This window comes from Shewanella mangrovi, from assembly GCF_000753795.1.
In the GTDB taxonomy this organism is placed as follows: Bacteria; Pseudomonadota; Gammaproteobacteria; order Enterobacterales; family Shewanellaceae; genus Shewanella; species Shewanella mangrovi.
Genome location: NZ_JPEO01000003.1, coordinates 329,856 through 350,328, shown reverse-complemented (window position 1 = coordinate 350,328; position 20,473 = coordinate 329,856). Strand labels below are relative to the sequence as shown.

Sequence of the window (20,473 nt, the reverse complement as noted above, 5' to 3'; positions counted from 1 at the left end):
TAAAGGGCGCATATTTTAAGACTGCCACCCCGTACTCGTTGTGATGCAACTCGCGAAAATTCGATTGCTGTGATGGCGCTTGCAGCGCGCACTGGCGTCAATGCTATGCAACGACACATTTGCTAAAACTTATTCAACCCCGATGCAGCTGATTCTTGCGGCTGACTTTGCTAGTTTGTTGCCACTATCTTGATTAACCATAATGCATAAACAGGAAGAATCCTTCATGAAACTTCGTCATTCTGTTGCCTGTTGTTTGTTAGCTTTGGGGGTGAGTGCCATCACTGGCGTGGCCAATGCCGCACAAGGCTATTATCGAGCCCCTGATTTACATGGCAATACGCTAGTGTTTACCGCTGAGGGTGATTTATGGACACAGCAGCTGGGGCAAGCCCACGCATCGCGCTTAACGAGTCTGCCCGCTGAGGAACTGCACGGCAAAATCTCACCCGATGGCAAAAGCTTAGCCTTTGTTGCTAACTACGATGGTGTAGATGAGGTCTATACCATTCCGTTGGCTGGCGGCAGCGCAAAACGGGTCACTTTTGAAAATAGCCGCGTGCGCGTGCAAGGCTGGACTGCCAAGGGCGAGATTCTGTATTCCACCGACAATGCCGATGGTCCTTCCAATTTTTGGGTGTTAAGAACGGTGAATCCTAGCTCGCTGGTAACCCAAGATATTCCACTGGCTGATGCGGTTCAGGGTGCAGTGGATGCTGCTGGCGAATATGTTTACTTTGTGCGCTTTGGCCTGCAAGTGACCGGTGATAATGCTCGCGTGTATCGCGGCGGTGCTAAAGGCGAGTTGTGGCGATATAAACTGGGCAGCAAGCAAGAGGCACAATGTTTAAGTAATGCCCATGACGGCTCAATTCGCGCGCCAATGTTGTGGCAAAACCGCATCTACTTTGTGTCCGATGAGAGCGGCAATGCCAACATCTGGTCGATGAGCCTAGACGGTAAAGATGCCAAGCAGTTAACCCATTACCAAGATTACGAAGTTCGTAGTCCATCACTGGATAACGGTCGTATTGTGTTCCAACTCGGCGCAGATATTCATCTGCTGGATATCGCCAGTGGCAAAGATGTTGTTGAAGCTATCGATCTGCAATCCGATTTTCCTGAACGCCATGAGCGTTGGGTGAATAACCCTTTAGAATATGCGAACGATTTTAACCTCTCACCTAGTGGTAACAAAGTGGTGCTCACGGCGCGTAGTCATGTGGCAATCGCTGGCACTGACCGAACCCGTTTAGTCGAGTTACCTTCTGATGGCAGTTTCCGCATGCGTAATGCGGTGATGTCGCAAGATGGTAAGCATGTTTACGCCATTTCCGATAAGTCGGGTGAGCAAGAGATCTGGCAATATGCCGCAGATGGCAGTGAAACAGCCAAGCAACTCACCAAAGACGGCAAAAGCATGCGCATGAGTCTCGTGTTGTCGCCAAATGGGCGTTACTTGGCCAGTGATGACTACGAAGGCAATCTGTGGCTTTTGGATCTGAAAAAAGGCACGCAGCGTAAGATTGCCAGCAACAATGAGGGCTTAGCTCCATACCAAGATATTGTCTGGTCACCTGATAGTCGTTATTTGGCATTAACCAAAACGGAAATTGGTACACCGCGGCCACAAATTGTGTTGCTGTCGCTCGATGATGGGAAGACGGCGGTGCTCACGTCAGATAAATATGAGTCGTTTTCTCCTGCTTTTAGCACCGATGGTAAGTGGCTCTATTTCCTCTCCAATCGTACCTTTAACAGTACCCCAAGTTCGCCATGGGGCGACCGTAACTTAGGGCCGGTATTCGATAAGCGTACCGATATTTATGCGCTGGCGTTGGACAAGCATGCGCAGTTCCCGTTCGCTCACCCGAATGAACTGACCGATTTCCAAAAATCAACCAGTAACGATGATGATGAGAATGCGTCAGTAAAAGTGCAGGTTGATTGGCAAGGCATAACAGCGCGTCTATGGCAAGTGCCGGTAACTGCCGATAATTTTAATCGTCTGCAAATCAATGCGAAGGGCTTATATGTAGCCTCTGACACCGACCGCAGTGTCAAGTTTATTAAGTACGACCACGATAAAGCGAAAGTGGAAACCTTCGCTAAAGATGTACGCGGTTATCAGCTATCGAATGACGGCGAAAAAATCTTCATCTATAAAGGGACGAAGCCAGGGCAGATGTTAATTGTCGATGCTGGCGACAAACTGCCATCAGATCTGGATGATGCCAAGGTACGCTTTGATGGTTGGAAGCTTGCGATTCAACCGCAGCAAGAGTGGCAGCAGATGTTTGAAGATGCTTGGCTGATGCACCGCGAATCCTTCTTTGATAAGCATATGCGCGGTGTCGACTGGGCGGCGACCAAACAGAAGTATTTGCCATTGCTCGCTCGCGTCACCGACCGCCATGAGCTTGCCGATATTTTTACCCAGATGATGGGCGAACTAGACGCTTTGCATTCGCAAGTGCGTGGTGGTGATTTTGCGAAAGATGAGGCAATGCCTACGCCTGCTGCTTTGGGGGCTAAGTTAACCCAAACCGCAGATGGCGTAGCGATCAGCCATATCTATCGTAATGATCCTGAACTGCCGCAACGTGCCTCACCTCTGGCGACGCCGGGCGTTGATGCTAAAGAAGGCGACATTATTATCGGCGTGAATGGCCGCAGCGTTAACAGCATCGCCGAAGTGACCTCTTTGCTGCGTAATCAAGCCGATAAACAGGTGTTGTTGCAACTGCAACGCAACGATAAAACGCTGAAAACGGTAGTAGTGCCAGTGCCGCTGTGGGCCGATGGTCAATTGCGTTATCTCGATTGGGTGAACAGCAACGCCAATAAAGTCAGTAAAGCCAGTGACGGTAAGATAGGTTACTTGCATCTGTACGCCATGGGTGCGTCAGATATCGCGAACTTCGCCCGTGAGTTTTATGCCAACTATGACAAAGATGGCTTGATCATCGATGTACGCCGCAATCGTGGCGGCAATATTGACAGCTGGATTATCGAGAAGTTACTGCGCAAAGCCTGGATGTTCTGGCAGCCAACCCATGGCACGCCGTATCCAAACATGCAGCAGGCATTTCGCGGACATCTGGTGGTGTTAACCGATGAATTAACCTACTCGGATGGCGAAACTTTCTCTGCTGGTATTAAAGCGTTGGGAATTGCGCCCTTGATTGGCAAGCGTACAGCCGGTGCTGGCGTATGGCTGTCTGGGCGTAACCGCTTGACCGACGGCGGTATGTCGCGTGTAGCTGAATATCCGCAATACGCGATGGACGGTCGTTGGATTGTTGAAGGGCAGGGCATTAGCCCGAACATTGAGGTGGATAACCTGCCGGTGGCGACGTTTGAAGGCAAGGATGCGCAGTTGCAAAAAGCAATCAGCTATCTTCAACAGCAACTCGCTAAAGCCCCGGTTGCACCGCTACAAGCGCAGCCGATGCCGAAGCGTGGTGAAGCGCAGGACGTTCGCCCTTAATTTTCAATGAGTGAAAACAAAAAAAGCTCCAACTGTGTTGGAGCTTTTTTATTGGCTGAATACGGTTCACTAGGCGTTAAAAGTCGATTTCGACCACGGTATCTTCTGCTAACGAGTTGGCGATAAAGCAGTTGGCATGGGCCTTTTCGTGGATCTTTTCTATGAGTTCTGCATCCACTTCGGCGCCGTCAGCAAAAACCACCTTAGGCTTGAGTTTGATATGGGTGATGGCCACTTTGCCCGATTCCTTTTTACCGATTTCAGCGACTGGATCGTCTTGGTAGCTGGCAACTGGTAGTCGCTTTAAATGGGCAATCGTCAGGAACGTCAGCATATGGCAAGAGGAGATCGCCGCCAGCAAACTTTCTTCAGGATTGACTAACGTCGAGTTTCCCTTGTATTCCGGTGCTGAGGAAGCACCAACTTGTTGACCGCTTCCAAAGTGAATTTGATGATCGCGGTTAAACTCCCCTTCTGGGGCGGGGGAACTTTGCCACGAGACTGTGACATGAAAACTCATAGTATTGCTCCGGTTCTCGGAATTGCTAATAAAGCGACTATAGACCAATTCAATACAAATAATCGCATTGTTTTAATTTACTTTTTAATGTCGCTTAATTTTTATCCAGCTCGATTACTCCAGATATGTGCGCTAACCACGGCAAATTCAAGTTTGCGTTTGTATTAGTTGCGACTTAAATTTACTTGTGTAAATGAATTGTAAAAATTCAATTCATCTTAACCTTTAGGAGTTCTGGCGATGAGAATTTCTCTTAAGCCTGTCGCGGCTCTAGCGTTGTTGTTAAGTTGGTCGTTATCTGCCGCAGAAAGTGAACGGTACATTGTTTCTTATAAAACGGGGGCTGGCCCCTCCGTTAAAGCATTATTGAAGGCGAATGGCGCTACATTGAAGTTAGATTTGGCTAAACATAACGCAGCGGCTGTTACCATGTCAGCTAACGCACTCAAAGGTCTGCAGCACAACCCCAATATTGAGTTTATCGAGCAAGACGTTAAGCGTTATCCGCTGATGCAAACCCAGCCCTACGGTATTGGTATGGTACAGGCAGATCAGGTCAGTGATGCTGAAGCGGGCAATATGACCGTTTGTATCATCGATTCAGGGTACGATATCGAACACGAAGACCTCGCCGCGAATAACGTTTCCGGCGCCAATGACCCTGATGGCACCGGCAATTGGTTTGAGGACCAAAATCATCATGGTACGCATGTGGCGGGCACCATCGCCGCGCTTAACAATAGCGTCGGTGTGGTTGGTGTTAACCCCAGTGGTCAGCTAAATCTCTTTATCGTGAAAGTGTTTGATGCTGATGGCTGGGCGTACTCTTCATCGCTTATTCATGCCTTAGACACATGCCAAATCGCTGGCGCAAATGTGATTAACATGAGCTTAGGCGGCAGTTTTAAAAGCCGCGCTGAAGAACGTGCTTTTAGTAATGCTGATAAAGCCGGGATTTTGAGCGTGGCCGCAGCAGGCAATGACGGCAATAGTCGTAGCTCCTATCCCGCATCTTATGCGTCAGTGGTTTCTGTTGCGGCGATAGACAGCAATAAACAACGTGCCAGTTTCTCCCAGTACAACAGCCAAGTGGAGTTGGCCGCGCCTGGTGTGTTGGTGCAATCTTCAGTCCCGATGAACACGGGCGAAGTGGCCGATTTGATAGCGAGCGGTCAAGCTTATGAGGCTATCCCAATGGATGGTTCTCCTACCTTGAGTAGCGCAGGGGCCATGGTGGATTGTGGTACTGGCGAGTCCTTCTGTGATGCAAGTGGAAAGCTGTGTCTGATTGAACGTGGCAACATCAACTTTTCCGCCAAGGTATTGAACTGCCAAACCAGTGGCGGCAGCGGTGCCATTATTTACAACAATGCGCCGGGCAACTTTTCCGGCACCTTAGCTGGTGTTGTCACGGGGATTCCGTCGGTGAGTATCTCCGCCAGCGATGGTGCTGCATTGTTGGCGTCATTACCTGCCAATGCGTCGCTGACAACAGCAGTAGGCAGCTATGCCTTTTTTGATGGTACGTCCATGGCAACCCCGCATGTTGCAGGCGTTGCCGCGTTAGTATGGAGTCACTTCCCGCAATGCAGTAATAGTCAAATTCGTAGTGCATTGCAGGCAACAGCTGAAGACCTCGGGACTAGTGGTCGCGACAATGAGACCGGGTTCGGGCTGATTCAGGCGAAAGCTGCGGTCGATTACCTTACGAGCTTTGGTTGCGCAGGTGATTCCAGCGCCACAGGGGGCGGCGGTGATAGTGGCGGAACGACGTGCCGAGGCAAAAAGTGCCGCTAAGAAAAACGATTTTTTGTTGAAAAAATAGCGCTATCTGTGATGGCGCTTTTTTATGCGTCTAACGTTTTTTCGCGTCAAAAAGCAAGTGCTGAAAACTGCGGAATGACAAAATCTGATCGAGTCGACGAACTGGCTATCAGGCACTTGCTGTCATGTGATTTACATCGTACTTTGTTAGCCTAATGTAATTAACTTACCGCTAACATTACTGCCTTAGGTTGGACATGGAGCGATCATAGGCAATAAGAGGCCCACCGTCGATGCGCAATAATCAACCTGTGACTCAAAGAGAGCAACGTCTCTCCGATAGCGATATTTTGCTTTCCACCACCGATCTAAAAGGCAAAATCAAATACGTCAACAAGGCATTTGTTGAGGTGAGTGGTTTTACCGAAGAAGAACTTCACCAGCAACCGCACAATATTGTCCGACATCCTGATATGCCTTCTGCGGCGTTTAATACCTTGTGGGGGAATTTGACGTCGGGCAAAGCTTGGATGGGAATCGTGAAGAACCGTTGCAAATCGGGCGATCACTATTGGGTGAATGCCTACGCCGCGCCAGTGATGGAAAACGGCAAGTTGCATGAGTTTCAGTCGGTTCGTCATGCGGCAACCCGCGAACAGGTTGATGCCGCCTCCCGCATCTATCAACAGATTAACGATGGTAAAACCCCCAAGGAGTTGCGCAAGCCGATGCTCGGTTTTGGTCGCGGCCTCCAAGTATTTGCAGCATTGATGTTGCTGTCGGCATTTGCTTTGGCCTTTATCTCGCCTTGGTGGACATTGCTCCCATTACTGAGTTGGTTGCTGGTCAGTCAGCGCTGGTTAACGCCGTTTATGGCGATGGTGGCGCATTCTAAAGAGATTGTGGATGATCCACTCGCGCGCGCTGTGTATAGCGGTCGTCAGGATGAGATTGGTCAGTTGAGTCTGGCCCTCAGTTATCTTTCGGCCGAAACGGGTGGTGTGATTGGCCGCATGGCGGATTCTGCAACATCGATCAGTGATGAAAGCAGTAACTTGCTTGAAACCCTTAAAGCCAATGCCGAGCGAGCCGATAGTCAAAGCCAACAAACGACGCAAGCGGGGGCGGCAATGTCGGAAATGACCGCCAGCTTTAACGAGGTTGGCACGAATCTGCAGCTCTCCGCCGATGAAATGAAATCAAGCCTGACGGCTACTACGATGGGCGATGAAAGCCTGAAAAAAGTGGTCGGTGCCATCGGCGCCTTAAATACGCGAGTGGGCGAATTTGGCACTGTAGTCGGTGCGATTCAACAAGACAGTGAAGCGATTACTGAGGTGCTTGAGGTGATTCGCGCTATTGCTGATCAAACCAACTTGCTGGCATTGAACGCTGCTATTGAAGCAGCTCGTGCTGGTGAGGCCGGTCGCGGGTTTGCCGTCGTTGCTGATGAAGTACGTCATCTGTCGAGCCGTACCAGTGAATCGACCACCCGCATCGAACAGATTATTCATAAATTTCAGCAAACAACCTTGGATGCCAGTAAGAAGATGCAGGCCGGTGAAAGTGATGCTCAACGCTCGGTAGAATTAGCCGAGGAAGCCAGTCAAGCCTTTGAGGCACTGCGCCATTCTATCAATCGCTTAGATGAAATGAGTGAGGCAAATGTTGCCGCGGTGCAGCAGCAAGCAACGGTGGCTGAAGAGATTAATCGGGCCATTATTACGATCAGCGATTTGGCGTCAGAAAGTGCATTGAATATTCGCGCGGCCGAGGAACGCAGTGAGCAAGTGAGTCGCCTTTCTGTTAAAAGTCAGCACTTATCTGAGCAGTTTTGGTTACAGAGTGTTTGCCGCAACGTGTAGTTTGCTGAAATTTTCTCCATTCATCACACAAAATGAGCCCGTAATGCATTTATTCCATTACGGGCTCTTGTGTTTTGCAGGAAAAGTCCCAAGCTCTATATATGAGTCAACAAAAAAAGGGAAAGCCTATGAAAATTCAGATTTCAGGTCATCACGTTGAAGTTACTGATTCAGTTCGCACTCACGTAGAAGAAAAGCTCGCCAAGATCGTCAAACATTTCCCAGGACTTATTGGATTTGATGTCATCATTGCTAAAGAGCATGGTGAATATCAGACCGATTTGCGCACCAATTATGAAGGTGTTGCCGTTGCCGCTACAGGCGCTGATGCCGTTATGTATCCTGCTATTGCGACCGCAGTTAAAAGACTCGATTCTGCGCTTAAACATCGCAAAGGCCAGCTAAAAGCGGATCTCCACGAAAAGCCAGTGTGCACTACGCCGCCGATTGCCCATGAAATCATTCAGGAAATGGATCTTTCTAAGTAATTTTCACTCATGCATCGCGAAGGGACCTTAAGGTCCCTTTGTTGTTTTTGAAGCAAAAATAATCCAGCCACGGCAAACTTAGCCGGCATAGTTTATTCTTTAGACACGAGTGAAATAACCCATGTAGAGGAGCCCAAATGGCGTTCAACGAGCGGCAATCTTGGCAGTGGAGCTTGGTGTGCGTAACGTGTGGTTTGGCATTAATGCAGGCGATTCGTTGGTGGATGTCGGCGCAGCAGCTAACTGATTACTTGTGGGCGATTGTGTGGGTACTGCCTACGCTGTGGTTGCTGTGGCGGCTATGGTCGCAGCCCCGTGAGATTACCGATGCATCCCCACAAGATACGGGAGAAAAGGCGCAGCGGGCCGCCGCCCGTAAAATTGCGCAAGATACCAGTGGCATTGCGATAGGTGGTGCTGAAGTTTCCCACTTTGTTGATGAACTCAAAAAGACCATAGAACTCAGTGGCGAAACCGCTGTGAGTATTAACCACTCGGCATCTTCCTTATCTGAATCAACCGTCGCGTTGAGCGATCATGCGCAGACCGTGTTACAACAAGCGCAGCAGTCCAAACAACTCTCGCTCGAAGGGCGTGATTTTGCTGTGAGTGGCTTTAACGCTATCCATACTCTGAGCCAAGATGTAAATGCTGCCGCTGGCCATGTTACCGACTTAAAATCGAAGGCCGATGCCATCGAAAAGATCACCGAAGTGATCGACAGCCTTGCGGCACAGACCAATCTACTGGCGCTGAATGCCGCAATTGAGGCGGCGCGGGCAGGCGATGCTGGCCGCGGTTTTGCGGTCGTTGCCGATGAAGTTCGGTCACTCGCGGCTAAAACTGCTGAATCAACCCAACATATTGCGAAGATGCTGACGGATATTCGGCAGCAAACCGACAGTACCTCAGCCTTGATGAATCGTGTCGTAGAACGCACGGCCGATACGGTGCAAGCGATGTCAGCCTTGGAACAAAGATTTGATACCATCACCCAAGGGGTAGAAAGTTCGGCGGATGCATTGGCGCAGATTGATAGCTCGCTGCGAGATTATCGTGACACTACCGCCGATATCGCCGATGCCATCCGTCAGATCAGCCAATCATTGCAAGACACAGGTAGTCGTTCGGAGCAGATTTCCCAGCAAGCATTTAAGTTTTCGCAGCAAACGGAGGGGATTTTTAGTGCGTTAACGGCTTGGAAAACCGATACCTTTGAGCAGCAAGTGCTGCAGGAAGCGCAAGCTGCTGCTGCGGCCTGTGGCAAGTTGTTATCGCAAGGGTTGCATACGGGCACTTTTACCGAGCATCAGTTGTTTAGCCCAGAGTATCAGCGTGTAGGCACCACTGAACCTGCGAAGTATTCAACAGCATTTGACCGCTTTACCGATCAGCAGTTTCCGGCAATACAAGAGCCGATTCTCGCGCGCTTGCGCGAAGTGATATATGCCGGCGCTGTGGACCGAAAAGGCTATTTCCCCACCCACAATAAGCGTTTTAGCCAGCCGCTTACCGGCAATAAACAACAGGATATTGCTAACAATCGTACCAAACGGCTGTTTAACGACCCCACAGGCATCCGCTGCGGACAACATACCGATAGCATGTTATTGCAAACCTATAAGCGCGATACCGGCGAGGTGATGCATGATTTGTCGGTGCCAATTTATGTAAATGGCAAACATTGGGGCGGCTTCAGAATCGGTTTTAAGGCGTAATGCTGCCATTACATGAACGCGGCATTACTCTGGCGCGGCTAGCAGTGGCGGCAGATTTGGATGTCGATAGCTCAGTTGCGGTAGCTCAAATGGGCGAGGATTTTGGCTGAGTGGACTTAACGAGGGAATAATGGCGGGGGCGTTGCGGCTTTGTAGTAGCGCTCCGTATTTCGCCAGAATCCGCGCATATTCGCCGTTGTGTTTAATCTGAGTTAAACCGTCATTAAAGGCGGCAATTAAATTATCACCAGCAGGATTGCACTTGCCTGTGGCCACAAAGAGTTCGCGTTCATTTAACGCGGGGCCGGTAAAACTGAATTTGCTGGTCATATTCAGCTCAAAAATGGTCGAGGCTGCCACAATTTCATCTTCTAGTACTAAGTCGAGTCGGCCGGCCGCTAGCATCTTTAAATTGGACTCAAAATTGCTGTTGGCTTGCAGCCCGTAGCGGCTATCGTTGGCTAAAATATCCTCGTAGTTATATCCGCGAATGATGCCGATGGTTTTGCCTTTGAGACTGTCTTTGTCCGAATACTCATAGCTATCACCACTGCGTTTGATAAATCTAAGGCGATTTTTTAGGAAAGGATGTGAGTAAGTGACGTACTTTTCTCGGGCGGGCACGTACCAGACCAGTACCAAGTCTCGACGGCAGTTTCTGACATCATGAAAGGCGCGTGCCCAAGGGGTTATTTCGACCGCCAGCGTTTTGTGATGCAATGCGAGAGCGGCACGCATAATTTCGATGACGATGCCGCCATCCTTATTTTCATCAACATAAGGTGCCCAAAGATCATTGGCGAAGCTAACCTTGTCGGAGCGCGTATCATCAGCGTGTACTGAATTTGGCCAGCCCAAATTCAGTAGCAGTATATTCAGGATGACAAGCAGCAACCTTTTCATACGACTCCGACAAGGTTAGAGACAGAAACGCAGCGACATTATTAAAGTTATAACTTACCTTTGGCCTGCTCGCGCAGTTTTTCAATATTGAGTTGGGCAATACCAATCAGTGAATCCGGCTGGAAGCGACCGTAACGGTTCGCTTTGGCAACTTCGGTATCGGTCAGAATCGCCATCGCTTCGGTGACGTGATCTACTGTCCAAATGTGGAAGCGGCCTTTATTCACTGCCTCGATAATCTCTTTTTTCAACATCAAATTGTGGGCGTTGCGCTTAGGAATAATCACCCCTTGGGTGTTCTTACGTCCTTTGATGACACACACATCAAAAAAGCCCTCAATCTTCTCATTGACGCCGCCGATAGGCTGCGATTCGCCAAACTGGTTCATTGAGCCTGTGATAGCGATATCTTGTCGTAGCGCTTTACCGCTGATGGCCGATAGAATTGCGCAGCATTCCGCCATGGACGCACTATCACCATCGACACCCGAATAGGATTGCTCAAAGGTAAGCGACGTCGTTAACGGCACTGCTGCATCCTTACCGAGTAGCCCGTTAATATAAGCACTTAAAATCCACACGCCTTTGCTGTGAATACGGCCACCTAAACGTACCTTGTGTTCAATATCCAGCACTTCGCCACGACCATAAGCTGTGGTGGCAGTAATGCGGTTGGGCATGCCAAACTGATGATCCGTCGTTGCCAGTACCGATAGCGCATTGATTTGACCAACAACCTTACCTTGTACTTCGATGAGGTTGGTTCCTTGCACGAATCCCAGCATCATTTGATCGCGCAGTCGACTCACTCGCTGCTCTTGCTGCTGTAGCGCTTGTTCCACATGCGTCTCACGAATCCGTCGCGCATTGGCCGATTTCGCGCAGAAATGGGTTTCACGCAGCAAGTTGGCGATATCGGCTGAATGCAGCGACAGCATGGTTTGGTCGTCCGCCTGACGGCTACTGTATTCAATAATGCGCGCCAGCGCAGAACGATCACACTGCAGTAGCTGATTGTCGTGCACTATCGAGGTGATAAAGCGTACGTAAAAGGCTTCAGATTTATCATCCCGCGGCATCACATCTTCAAAATCGGCGGTAACACGAAACAGCTCACTAAAATCAGGATCGTACTGCTGCAGCAGTTGGTAGGTTTCGTAGTCGCCGAACAACACGATTTTGACATCAAGCGACACCGGCTCTGGAGCGAGTGATACTGTGCCTGACAGACTCACTTCGCGCTCTAATGAATTCAGATCGAGTGTGCGTGAGCGTAGCGCCCGCTTGAGGCCATCCCACACATAGGGACGTTCTAATACTTTGATGGCATCCATCAGCAGTACGCCGCCATTCGCGCGGTGTAGACTGCCCGGGCGGATTAAGGAAAAGTCGGTAAACACAGTGCCGCGATAAGTTGCACTTTCAACATAGCCAAACAAGCCGTGATAAGTAGGGTTTTCCTCAACTACCACTGGAAAGCGCTCACACTCCTGACTAACCAGCAAGTTAACTTGGTAACGGCGTGGCATTTTCTTCTCAAGCGAGGCGTAGGCCAGCCCAAGTTGATCCTCGCTTTGTTCCAAAAAGATATCCAGATTACTGAGCATATCTTTCTGCATGGCGGAGAGAAAACTGCGGACTTCACTGATATGGCGATAATCGTCTTTCAGCGGTTTGAAGAAGTGGGTTAGGACTTCACGCGCTACCTGCTCATCGTGATGCTGCTGTTTATTACTGAACTCTTCTTCCCATTCGGTGAGTTGGCGTACGATGCCGCGCAGACGGATTTCCAAATGGCGAATATTGTCGTCAAACTGATTGCGCTCGGTTTCCGATAATGCCGCATAAGAATCATCGGTGTGCGGTTCTTCGCCGTTGAGTGCGATGAGTTGATAGTCACCATCGGGACTGACAACTAGGCGAATGTGCATTTCACGCGCTTCGGCAGCAAGTTCTGATAGTGTCGCTTCTTGGCGTTGTGATAATTGCGCTTTCAGTTTATCGGCGCGGCGATAATAGACTTCGTTATCAAATGCTAGAGGAAGTGCTTTGACCAGACGCTGCACCACTTTTTCTACATCTTTCTTAAATTGTGCACCGTTGCCAGCGGGTAACTTTAATACTTGTGGCGTACGTGGTTCATCAAAATTGGCCACATAACACCAGTCAAACAGTGGCTGATCTTGGAATTCGTGCCGCTTGAGATAACGCAGCATCATGGTGCGCTTGCCTAAGCCATTTTTGCCGACAGCATAGATGTTGTAACCCTTGTCACGGATCGACATGGCAAATTCAACGGCTTTCTGAGCCCGCTCTTGGCCGATAATTTCGTCGAGCGGTTCGAGATCTTTAGTCGATTTTACTGAGGAGGGCAGTTGTTGCAGTTCTGCCTGACGATAGAGTTGGCTGGCATCAAGCGCAGTGATGGCCATGAAAGCGTCCTTGTTATAAATCGGTGAAGTTCAAAGACAATAAATGGCTGCGCGCAGCAAAGCAAACCCTGTTTTACCGTGCCGTTGAGTTTTGTGCGTTACCCCAGACTAAAACCATTATGACTGCCAGTGCTGCAGGTTTGAAGTCTGCTGTTGCTGGTATTGCTGTTGCGCATCCATAATTTGTAGCAGGTTTTCTTCAATCCAATCGGCTAAGCCAACCACTTGTGTGGCAATTTTATGGCCGAGTTCGGTGAGTGAGTATTCCACGTGGGGTGGGACAACCGGAAACACGGTACGTTTAACAAAGCCATCGCCTTCCAATTGTTGCAGCGTTTGCGCCAGCATTTTCTCACTAACCCCGAGGATTTTGCGCTTAAGAGCGCTAAATCTATGTTGTTCGCCATCCATTAGGGCTAACAATACCAACACGCCCCAACGGCTGGTGACGTGCTTGAGCACATCGCGAGACGGGCATTTATCTGAGAACAGGTTGCCACGTTGCATTAGCGAAGCGAGTCCGGGGGAATTTAAGGATTGACTCATTTTATACTTACCTTTTTGTATGTACTTACTAAAAGTTTGTGTTGGGCATATTATATCTCTCAACGGCGTTTTACCACAAAAAACGCACTTTCAAATATTGTGAGTTAGGAGAAGATTATGATTGCTGTTACTGGTGCATCAGGACAATTGGGCCATTTGGTTGTTGAAGCGTTATTGAAAACTGTTCCTGCCGAGCAGATTGTGGCCGCTGTGAGAAATGAAGCCAAAGCCGCTGATTTAAAAGCGAAAGGCGTACAAGTTCGTCATGCGGATTATACCCAGCCTGAGACCTTAAAGGCGGCGTTTGCGGGCGTGGATAAGTTGCTGTTGATCTCATCAGATCAAGTGGGTCAACGTGCGCCACAACATAAAGCGGTTATTGATGCGGCGAAAGCGGAAGGTGTCAGTCTGTTGGCTTATACCAGCTTACTGCATGCAGATGTGTCGCCTTTGGTGTTGGCTGAAGAGCATGTAACCACAGAAGCTTATATTGCTGAGAGTGGTATTCCTGCGGTGTTGTTACGCAATGGCTGGTATAGCGAAAACTACACTATGGGCGTTGCCGGTGCTATCGAACATGGTGCGGTCTTTGGTTGTGCGGGTGATGCACGTTTGGCGACCGCAACTCGCCAAGATTATGCAGAAGCTGCGGCTAAAGTACTGACCAGCGAAAATCAGGCGGGCAAAGTATACGAACTTGCTGGCGATAATGCTTTTACACTGAGCGAATTTGCCCAAGCGATTAGCGATGCTAGCGGTAAAACCGTGGAATATCGTAATTTGAGTGAAGCTGACTATGTGGCGCTACTTGAGCAAGTTGGTGTTCCTGGTCCATTTGCTGCGGTGCTGGGTAACTCAGAAACAGGTGCTGCCAAAGGTGGCCTGTTTGATGACAGTCATCAGTTATCAGCCTTGATTGGCCGCCCAACAACTGCCATTACCGACAGTATTAAAGCGGTATTATAACTTGTTGGTCTGCGCGGCATCCCCTATTCACTCCGGTGCGGATGCCGTCGCGCCAACGCCCATCTGTTTATCGCCTACCATTGCCTTTCTTTAGTGGCTGAAGGTCGCCACAGCTCTTTTTTACACAGCCTTTCTATTCTTTATCGTATCGTTGCGGTAAAAACACACGAATTACACATTTCGATTTTAAATCATACAGTTCTCTGTCGTTATTAACGCATTATTTCATTGGCCTGCTTGCTGAAAAATGCCAGATCAGAGATGATGAGCTGGTTGTTTACATAAGTCTTTTGCTAAAGGTGTTGTGAATATGTCGAAGTTGGAAACCACACTAGAACATCTGTTATTTCGTGCGCGTTGGATGTTGGCGCCATTTTTCTTCGGTTTGATGATTGCGGTGGTAGCGCTACTGATTAAGTTTTGCAAAGAGTTGTATAACCTGATGGCTGGGGTTATTACCGGCTCGTTGGAAAACCCTATCATCAGTATTTTGACGCTGGTGGACAGTGCTTTGTTGGCGAGTTTGTTGCTGATTATTGCATTCAGTGGCTATGAAAACTTTGTCTCGAAAATGGCGATCGGTGATCATGAAGACCGTCCCGGTTGGATGGGCAAAGTCAGCTTTTCTGACCTCAAGCTCAAGCTGATTGGTGCCATTGTGGCAATCTCTGCCGTTGAGTTGTTGAAGTCATTTATCGAGTCTGATTCGTTAAGTAATGCCGCGCTGGGATGGAAGGTGGGTATTCACCTGACATTTGTGGTGTCTGGCGTGCTGTTCGCGCTGACAGATGCGATTGCCGACCGCGGTGGTAAGCACTAGCGAGCGAATTGACCGAAAAAAAAGTCCTGCATTTGCAGGACTTTTTGCGTTTTAGGCTACAGAGCTACAGTTCGTTATCATCAACAATTCTTAACGGTAGTAAGTCGCTGTCGGTGGTGATAATCAACGAATCGTCGACTCTGATGCAACTGCCGCCATAGCTGCCACCAAGCGCAAAGGTACAGATCTGTACGCGATATTTATCTATCTGCGGCAGGCGCCATAATGCCTGATAGATACAGTCTTGTTCACCAAAACGCCCATCGGTTTCACCGAGGATACTGTCATGTTTATCGATTAGACTAACGTTGTCACCGCACCGACCCGCAATCGGCTTACGCACATAACCGTGCGCGATAAGATCATCTGTCAGTTCAAAACTCGCATTGAGCAGATAACGATGATTTGGGAACAATTGCCACAATACTGGGGTAATTGCCTTGTTGCTGGGGATTAAGGTCCACAGTGGTTCATAAACTTGCATTTCTGGCCGCAATAATACGTCGATTAGGCGTACTGCTTGCTCTGGCGCGCCTGTGCGGATTGGTGGCGCGTTGAGGTCGTCTTCGCATTCGTGGCGAATTTGATCGAGTGCGGTTTCCCACGCCCATGTTTTCCACACACATGTGATCACATTTCCCTGCGCATCAACGACTTCACCACTGGCATTCCAACGCAGTGAGTCAAGACCGCGAATAATACGACTTTCGATACCGGCATTTGCCATCGCTTGTTGCATAAACTGGGCGTGGTAATCTTCCTCTTTATCTTTATCCTGTAAAATATGCACTAAGCCAGTGACGCCGCTATGACGCCAGGCTTCCGTCATCGCCGACAACAGATCAGCGCCGGCATCCTCTCCATCTTCACAATGAATCGCCTTACCCCATAAGCCTTGAATTAAGCCGGCTTCGGTATGGCAAGAAGCGGAATCGGCATTATATTCATACACTTTGAGCCCCTTGGCCGTCATGCAAAAGTCAAAACGGCCACTGATCATCTGATGGCGCCGACTTTGCCATGAGCGTTTGAGCCGTGGCCACAACACTTTGGGAATGTTGAAGTGAGCCAGCAGGTTATCATCGCGCAGCACTTGCTCTGTTGCGTGCAGATACATTAAATGCAATTCATTGGTGGCGCGGATAAGTTCGCGCTCGGCGGTCGCTGACATCCTGAAGTAGCGTGTTTGCTCGGCAATATTCTCCGTGAGGAAATGGCCATTCATCGCCCGGATAAATGCCGCCTGTAATGGCTGTTGTGGATTAAGCCATTCTGCGGTTGCTATCGGCGCAGGCATCATTCGAGAGTTGATATCAAATAGCGCAGGGTTCACCCAATGTGCAGGCTCGGCATTGGTGGCATCTTCAGTTTGAATCATCCAGCCTAAAATGCGGGTATCAGGATAGCCTTCGATGATGCGGTAGTTTTGCTCGGGACTGATTTCAAGCTTGAGCTCTCGGCACCACTGTTGTCCCAAGGGCAGTTTGCAATGTTCGAGGTTTTGCTCGGCAATACGCACACAATCGTTAAGCACTTCGGTAATAATCGCCACATGGCCGGTGACTTCAAACTCGCCACCTTCGGCCCAGATTAGGATAGCGCCGGCCTCAGGTGGCCGTTTGCCGCCGTTGGCAAAGGCTTGCAATGGTAGTAAGGCATCGTCTTCGACACGGCGCAAATGGCGAATGGCAAAAATATCATATGCCATTGGTACATCGGTAAACACTAAGCCACGGTTGAGATAAAGCCAGCGACGAGCAAACTCAACACACTGCCATTTGTAACCCATATATTCATTGCCAATATAGCTGCGATAATCGCTGGGTTTGTCGACTTGCTGTTGTTTTACGGAGTCGTAATCGCTGGAATAGATGGCGACACCGCCGGGAGCATACCCTAATAAGGTGCCAAAAGGTTCTGGGGGAAACTGTAATTTATGCAAAGCTACTCTCCGGGCAACTTGGCGTGATGTGCGGCAGCATAGCGCCGTTGCTGGGGTAACAGAAGTGGCTACAGATATTATTTTTTGTCATAAATAACAACGCCCGCATGCAGCGGGCGTTGATTGGATTAGCGTGATGCTAATGCTTATTCAGTTGCTTCAGTGGTGATGCGGAGTGTCACTTCGTCGCTCACGTATGGCACGTATTTCGCCATATCATAGTCAGAACGTTTGATAGTGGTAACTGCGTCAAAACCTACAGCTGGCACTTTCTTCATTGGGTGTTCACCCTGGCCGTTAAGGGTCACTTTCAACAGAGCTTCTTTAGTGATGCCTTTGATGGTCATTTTACCGCTGACGTCGTAAGTTTTATCGCCAGTCTTAGTTACTTTGTCACTGACGAAAGTCGCTTCTGGATGTGCTGCAACGTCAAAGTAATCTTTGCCCATGAATTCATCAGTCAGCGCTTTAACATGAGTATCTACAGTTTTCACTGGGATAGTGACTGATACTGATGATTTGGCAGGTGACTTTTCATCAAATACCAAAGTACCAGTAACACCGCTGAAATCAGCAGTTGGGTTTGAAAAACCAAAGTGGTTCCAAGATGCTACTACGCTGGTGTGAGTAGGATCGATGTTGTAAGTTGCCGCCATCGCTACACTGCTCAAGCTTGAGACGCCAACCAGAGCCAAACCCAGAGTCATGTTTTTCCAAGATTTCATATTAAAGCCTCGCTTATCCTTGTGGCCTAGCGTGCGTTGACTGGCCAATAAAAGTCATTCGGGTGACGACGATGCTCGAGAGTAGGCGCAATGAACACCGCCGTCGTTCGCTAACTATATTAGTTTCGATTATGTTTTCCACAACAGCTAAATATCGGAGATATCTTTCTAATTTTTAGAACTATATCTGTGGGGGATACGTGGGTTGCGCCCCAGAAATAGGGTAGTGCACCGGTTGAACTTTAGGCAACTTTCGCCGTAATGAAGCGGTTGCGCCCTTGATGTTTAGCTTGATAGAGCGCCTCATCGGCCAGTTCGAATAATTTCTGTGTATCAATAGCTGCGGTAGCTTCTTTCGTTGCGACCCCAATTGAAATAGTTACATAGTCTGCGGCGTTCTTACCGCCGTGCGCTATTTTCAAATCGGCAATCCCGCGGCAAAGATTATCAGCCACGTGAGCTGCGTTATCTTTATCGGTATTTTCCAACACCACGACAAACTCTTCTCCACCAAAGCGACAGACTAAATCGGTGGCACCATGGGTCAGTTGTACCAGTGCTGTGGCCACCTGTTTTAATACTCGGTCGCCCTGGCTATGGCCAAAGGTATCGTTAAATGATTTAAAGAAATCGATATCGATGACCAGTAACGATAGTGGCAGTTGCTGGTTGGCTTTATGGGATGACAGGGTATCAAGATAGCTGTCCAGATAGCGCCGATTTGCCAGACCGGTCAGTGGATCGGTATTGCTCAGTTGTTCTAAGCGTTCATTCTGTTGGTGCAATGTTTGTTGTTGATGTTCGACCACACTGAGTAACTGGTCGATAAGGTGCCCGAGGCGATGCAGTTCACTGCTGCCTGAGAGTTTGGTGCGTAGCGAATAATCATTGGTGAGTGATACATAGCTTACCGTTTTCAGCATTTTTATTACTGGTTGGATCATGCGCACGCTGATAAACCAATAGAACAGCAGTAGTATCGACATGGCCATCAATAAACCGGCTAACATCGACACATCAAACATCTCTTGGTTGTACAGCCGCGGACTTTGCACAATAGAAAAAGCCAGCAAAGGATTACCATAGACATCGCGAACGCCGATAAACAAGCGGCCTTTATATACAATTGGGTCGTTGCTGTCGCTGCCAAGTTCACTCGATAGATGCTTAAAAATATTAGCTAACTCAAGCCCTTTGTGGATCTCGATATCATCCTTGTCATAAGGGGCAAGCAATTCAGTAAATTGTTCATCTGCGTAGCGCCATAACAACATAGTGCCGGCACTGGGACCATATTCGTTGGTTGGCGCAATGCTCTGACTGGTGACTACGGCAGGTCTGCCAAGGACATCGACAAAACGTACTTTGACCAGTGGCATAAAGTTATTTTGCTCGACGTCCTGCGGTTTAATCAGTAGTGAATTATACAGTTTAGGTTCGGTAAACTCCGGGGTTACCATTTTCTCAAAATGGTGGCTGGCGCTCATACCTGTGATGAGCTCACCCTTAGCGTTATAAAAATAGATGCCGTTGACAATTTGATGTGAAAACGTCTGCTTGGTGAAATAGTTATCCTGAAACCATTGTGCATTATTGGTGTTCGCCATCAAGTAGGATTCATCCCAAACAGCGTTGTCGTAGGCAAAGTTTTTATTGAGCATAATCAATTGGTTGATATGGCTATTAACGCGTTGTACATCCAGTTTATCGTTGTAATGCGCCAGTTGATCAAGTTGCGGAAGTGTCCAGACGTAACGAATGATGGCTTGCAATGAAAAGATGCAAATAAAAGCCGCCGCTACCGCAAGCAATAATCGTTTACGTAGTTTTGACTGAAGTAGCATCTGTCTCCCCCAATGGTGAAATACGTCTGGAATCCCTTCGCTGACTCACTGCTAAGTATAGAAGCTGAAATAACGCTTGCCGTTTAAATAAGCTGCGCTTAGTTCATGAGGCCACGGAGCGCGATCCTCTGGGGGATGAACACAATTGTTTGCGACTCGCAACAACGCTGAATATAACTGTTTCAGCAGCAGGCTTTCTGCGGTCAATGGTAAAGTGAGTCGCACTGCAGCAATTGTTTTTTAACACGTTTATTTTTCATTTCAATCTTTTTACTACTTTGAACTTGTTAGGAAATTGTGTAATGTTCGCCAATAGGGACATTCGCCGCGACGGCTAACAAGGACGCTTATTGACAGCAACACGGTCGCCGCGAATTACATCAATATGTCCGCAAATGAGAACAATGCTAGCACGTGCTTTGATAACGCTGTCCGCTCGCCTCGTGACTG

The 20,473-nt window shown here is 48.7% G+C and carries 14 protein-coding genes; 7 read left to right on the top strand and 7 right to left on the bottom strand.

What is annotated here, in order from left to right; all coding sequences use genetic code 11:
* Positions 1 to 226 precede the first annotated feature (226 nt).
* A complete protein-coding gene (locus HR45_RS06710; RefSeq protein WP_037441065.1) occupies positions 227 to 3,490 on the top strand; it encodes a S41 family peptidase in 3,264 nt (1,087 codons plus the stop codon).
* Between the two features lie 76 nt (positions 3,491 to 3,566).
* On the opposite strand, the gene HR45_RS06705 is transcribed toward HR45_RS06710, so the two are convergent.
* Positions 3,567 to 4,010 (bottom strand): OsmC family protein, encoded by a 444-nt coding sequence (locus HR45_RS06705; protein ID WP_037441063.1) that lies wholly within the window; start codon positions 4,008 to 4,010, stop codon positions 3,567 to 3,569.
* A gap of 240 nt (positions 4,011 to 4,250) precedes the next feature.
* Here HR45_RS06705 and HR45_RS06700 point away from each other — a divergent pair, with 240 nt between their 5' ends.
* The 4 genes from HR45_RS06700 to HR45_RS06685 all read left to right on the top strand — a co-directional run bounded on the left by HR45_RS06700 (position 4,251) and on the right by HR45_RS06685 (position 9,845).
* Positions 4,251 to 5,807 (top strand): S8 family serine peptidase, encoded by a 1,557-nt coding sequence (locus tag HR45_RS06700; protein ID WP_037441060.1) that lies wholly within the window; start codon positions 4,251 to 4,253, stop codon positions 5,805 to 5,807.
* Positions 5,808 to 6,067: 260 nt separating this feature from the next.
* Entirely contained in the window at positions 6,068 to 7,639 is a 1,572-nt protein-coding gene (locus tag HR45_RS06695; protein ID WP_052074568.1) for a methyl-accepting chemotaxis protein, read from the top strand.
* 128 nt (positions 7,640 to 7,767) lie between these two features.
* The gene (hpf, locus tag HR45_RS06690) at positions 7,768 to 8,127 is read left to right on the top strand and encodes a ribosome hibernation-promoting factor, HPF/YfiA family (RefSeq protein ID WP_037441057.1); all 360 of its coding nucleotides are present in this window, start codon (positions 7,768 to 7,770) and stop codon (positions 8,125 to 8,127) included.
* Positions 8,128 to 8,264: 137 nt separating this feature from the next.
* A complete protein-coding gene (locus HR45_RS06685) occupies positions 8,265 to 9,845 on the top strand; it encodes a methyl-accepting chemotaxis protein (RefSeq protein WP_052074567.1) in 1,581 nt (526 codons plus the stop codon).
* 24 nt (positions 9,846 to 9,869) lie between these two features.
* Here HR45_RS06685 and HR45_RS06680 read toward each other — a convergent pair whose 3' ends face one another.
* The 3 genes from HR45_RS06680 to HR45_RS06670 all read right to left on the bottom strand — a co-directional run bounded on the left by HR45_RS06680 (position 9,870) and on the right by HR45_RS06670 (position 13,726).
* Positions 9,870 to 10,748: a substrate-binding periplasmic protein gene (locus tag HR45_RS06680; RefSeq protein WP_052074566.1), complete on the bottom strand. Its 879-nt coding sequence runs from the start codon at positions 10,746 to 10,748 to the stop codon at positions 9,870 to 9,872.
* 47 nt (positions 10,749 to 10,795) lie between these two features.
* Positions 10,796 to 13,180, bottom strand: coding sequence for a Lon protease family protein (locus HR45_RS06675; RefSeq protein ID WP_037441055.1), 2,385 nt, complete (start codon positions 13,178 to 13,180; stop codon positions 10,796 to 10,798).
* A gap of 117 nt (positions 13,181 to 13,297) precedes the next feature.
* Positions 13,298 to 13,726, bottom strand: coding sequence for a winged helix-turn-helix transcriptional regulator (locus HR45_RS06670; protein WP_037441053.1), 429 nt, complete (start codon positions 13,724 to 13,726; stop codon positions 13,298 to 13,300).
* A 117-nt stretch (positions 13,727 to 13,843) separates the two neighbouring features.
* Between HR45_RS06670 and HR45_RS06665 the strand changes: the two genes are divergently transcribed.
* Both HR45_RS06665 and HR45_RS06660 read left to right on the top strand, forming a co-directional pair.
* Positions 13,844 to 14,692, top strand: a complete 849-nt coding sequence (locus tag HR45_RS06665; RefSeq protein ID WP_037441050.1) for an SDR family oxidoreductase — start codon at positions 13,844 to 13,846, stop codon at positions 14,690 to 14,692.
* A gap of 310 nt (positions 14,693 to 15,002) precedes the next feature.
* Complete coding sequence (locus HR45_RS06660) at positions 15,003 to 15,512, top strand: TIGR00645 family protein (protein WP_052074565.1); 510 nt, start codon at positions 15,003 to 15,005, stop codon at positions 15,510 to 15,512.
* Between the two features lie 64 nt (positions 15,513 to 15,576).
* On the opposite strand, the gene gss is transcribed toward HR45_RS06660, so the two are convergent.
* From gss to HR45_RS19015, 3 genes are all read right to left on the bottom strand, one after another.
* Positions 15,577 to 17,454, bottom strand: a complete 1,878-nt coding sequence (gene gss, locus HR45_RS06655) for a bifunctional glutathionylspermidine amidase/synthase (protein ID WP_037441044.1) — start codon at positions 17,452 to 17,454, stop codon at positions 15,577 to 15,579.
* A 146-nt stretch (positions 17,455 to 17,600) separates the two neighbouring features.
* Positions 17,601 to 18,179, bottom strand: a complete 579-nt coding sequence (locus tag HR45_RS06650; protein ID WP_037441041.1) for a YceI family protein — start codon at positions 18,177 to 18,179, stop codon at positions 17,601 to 17,603.
* A gap of 242 nt (positions 18,180 to 18,421) precedes the next feature.
* Positions 18,422 to 20,023 carry a sensor domain-containing diguanylate cyclase gene (locus HR45_RS19015; protein WP_052074564.1) on the bottom strand — a complete coding sequence of 534 codons (1,602 nt, stop codon included), beginning with the start codon at positions 20,021 to 20,023 and terminating at the stop codon, positions 18,422 to 18,424.
* Positions 20,024 to 20,473 lie beyond the last annotated feature (450 nt).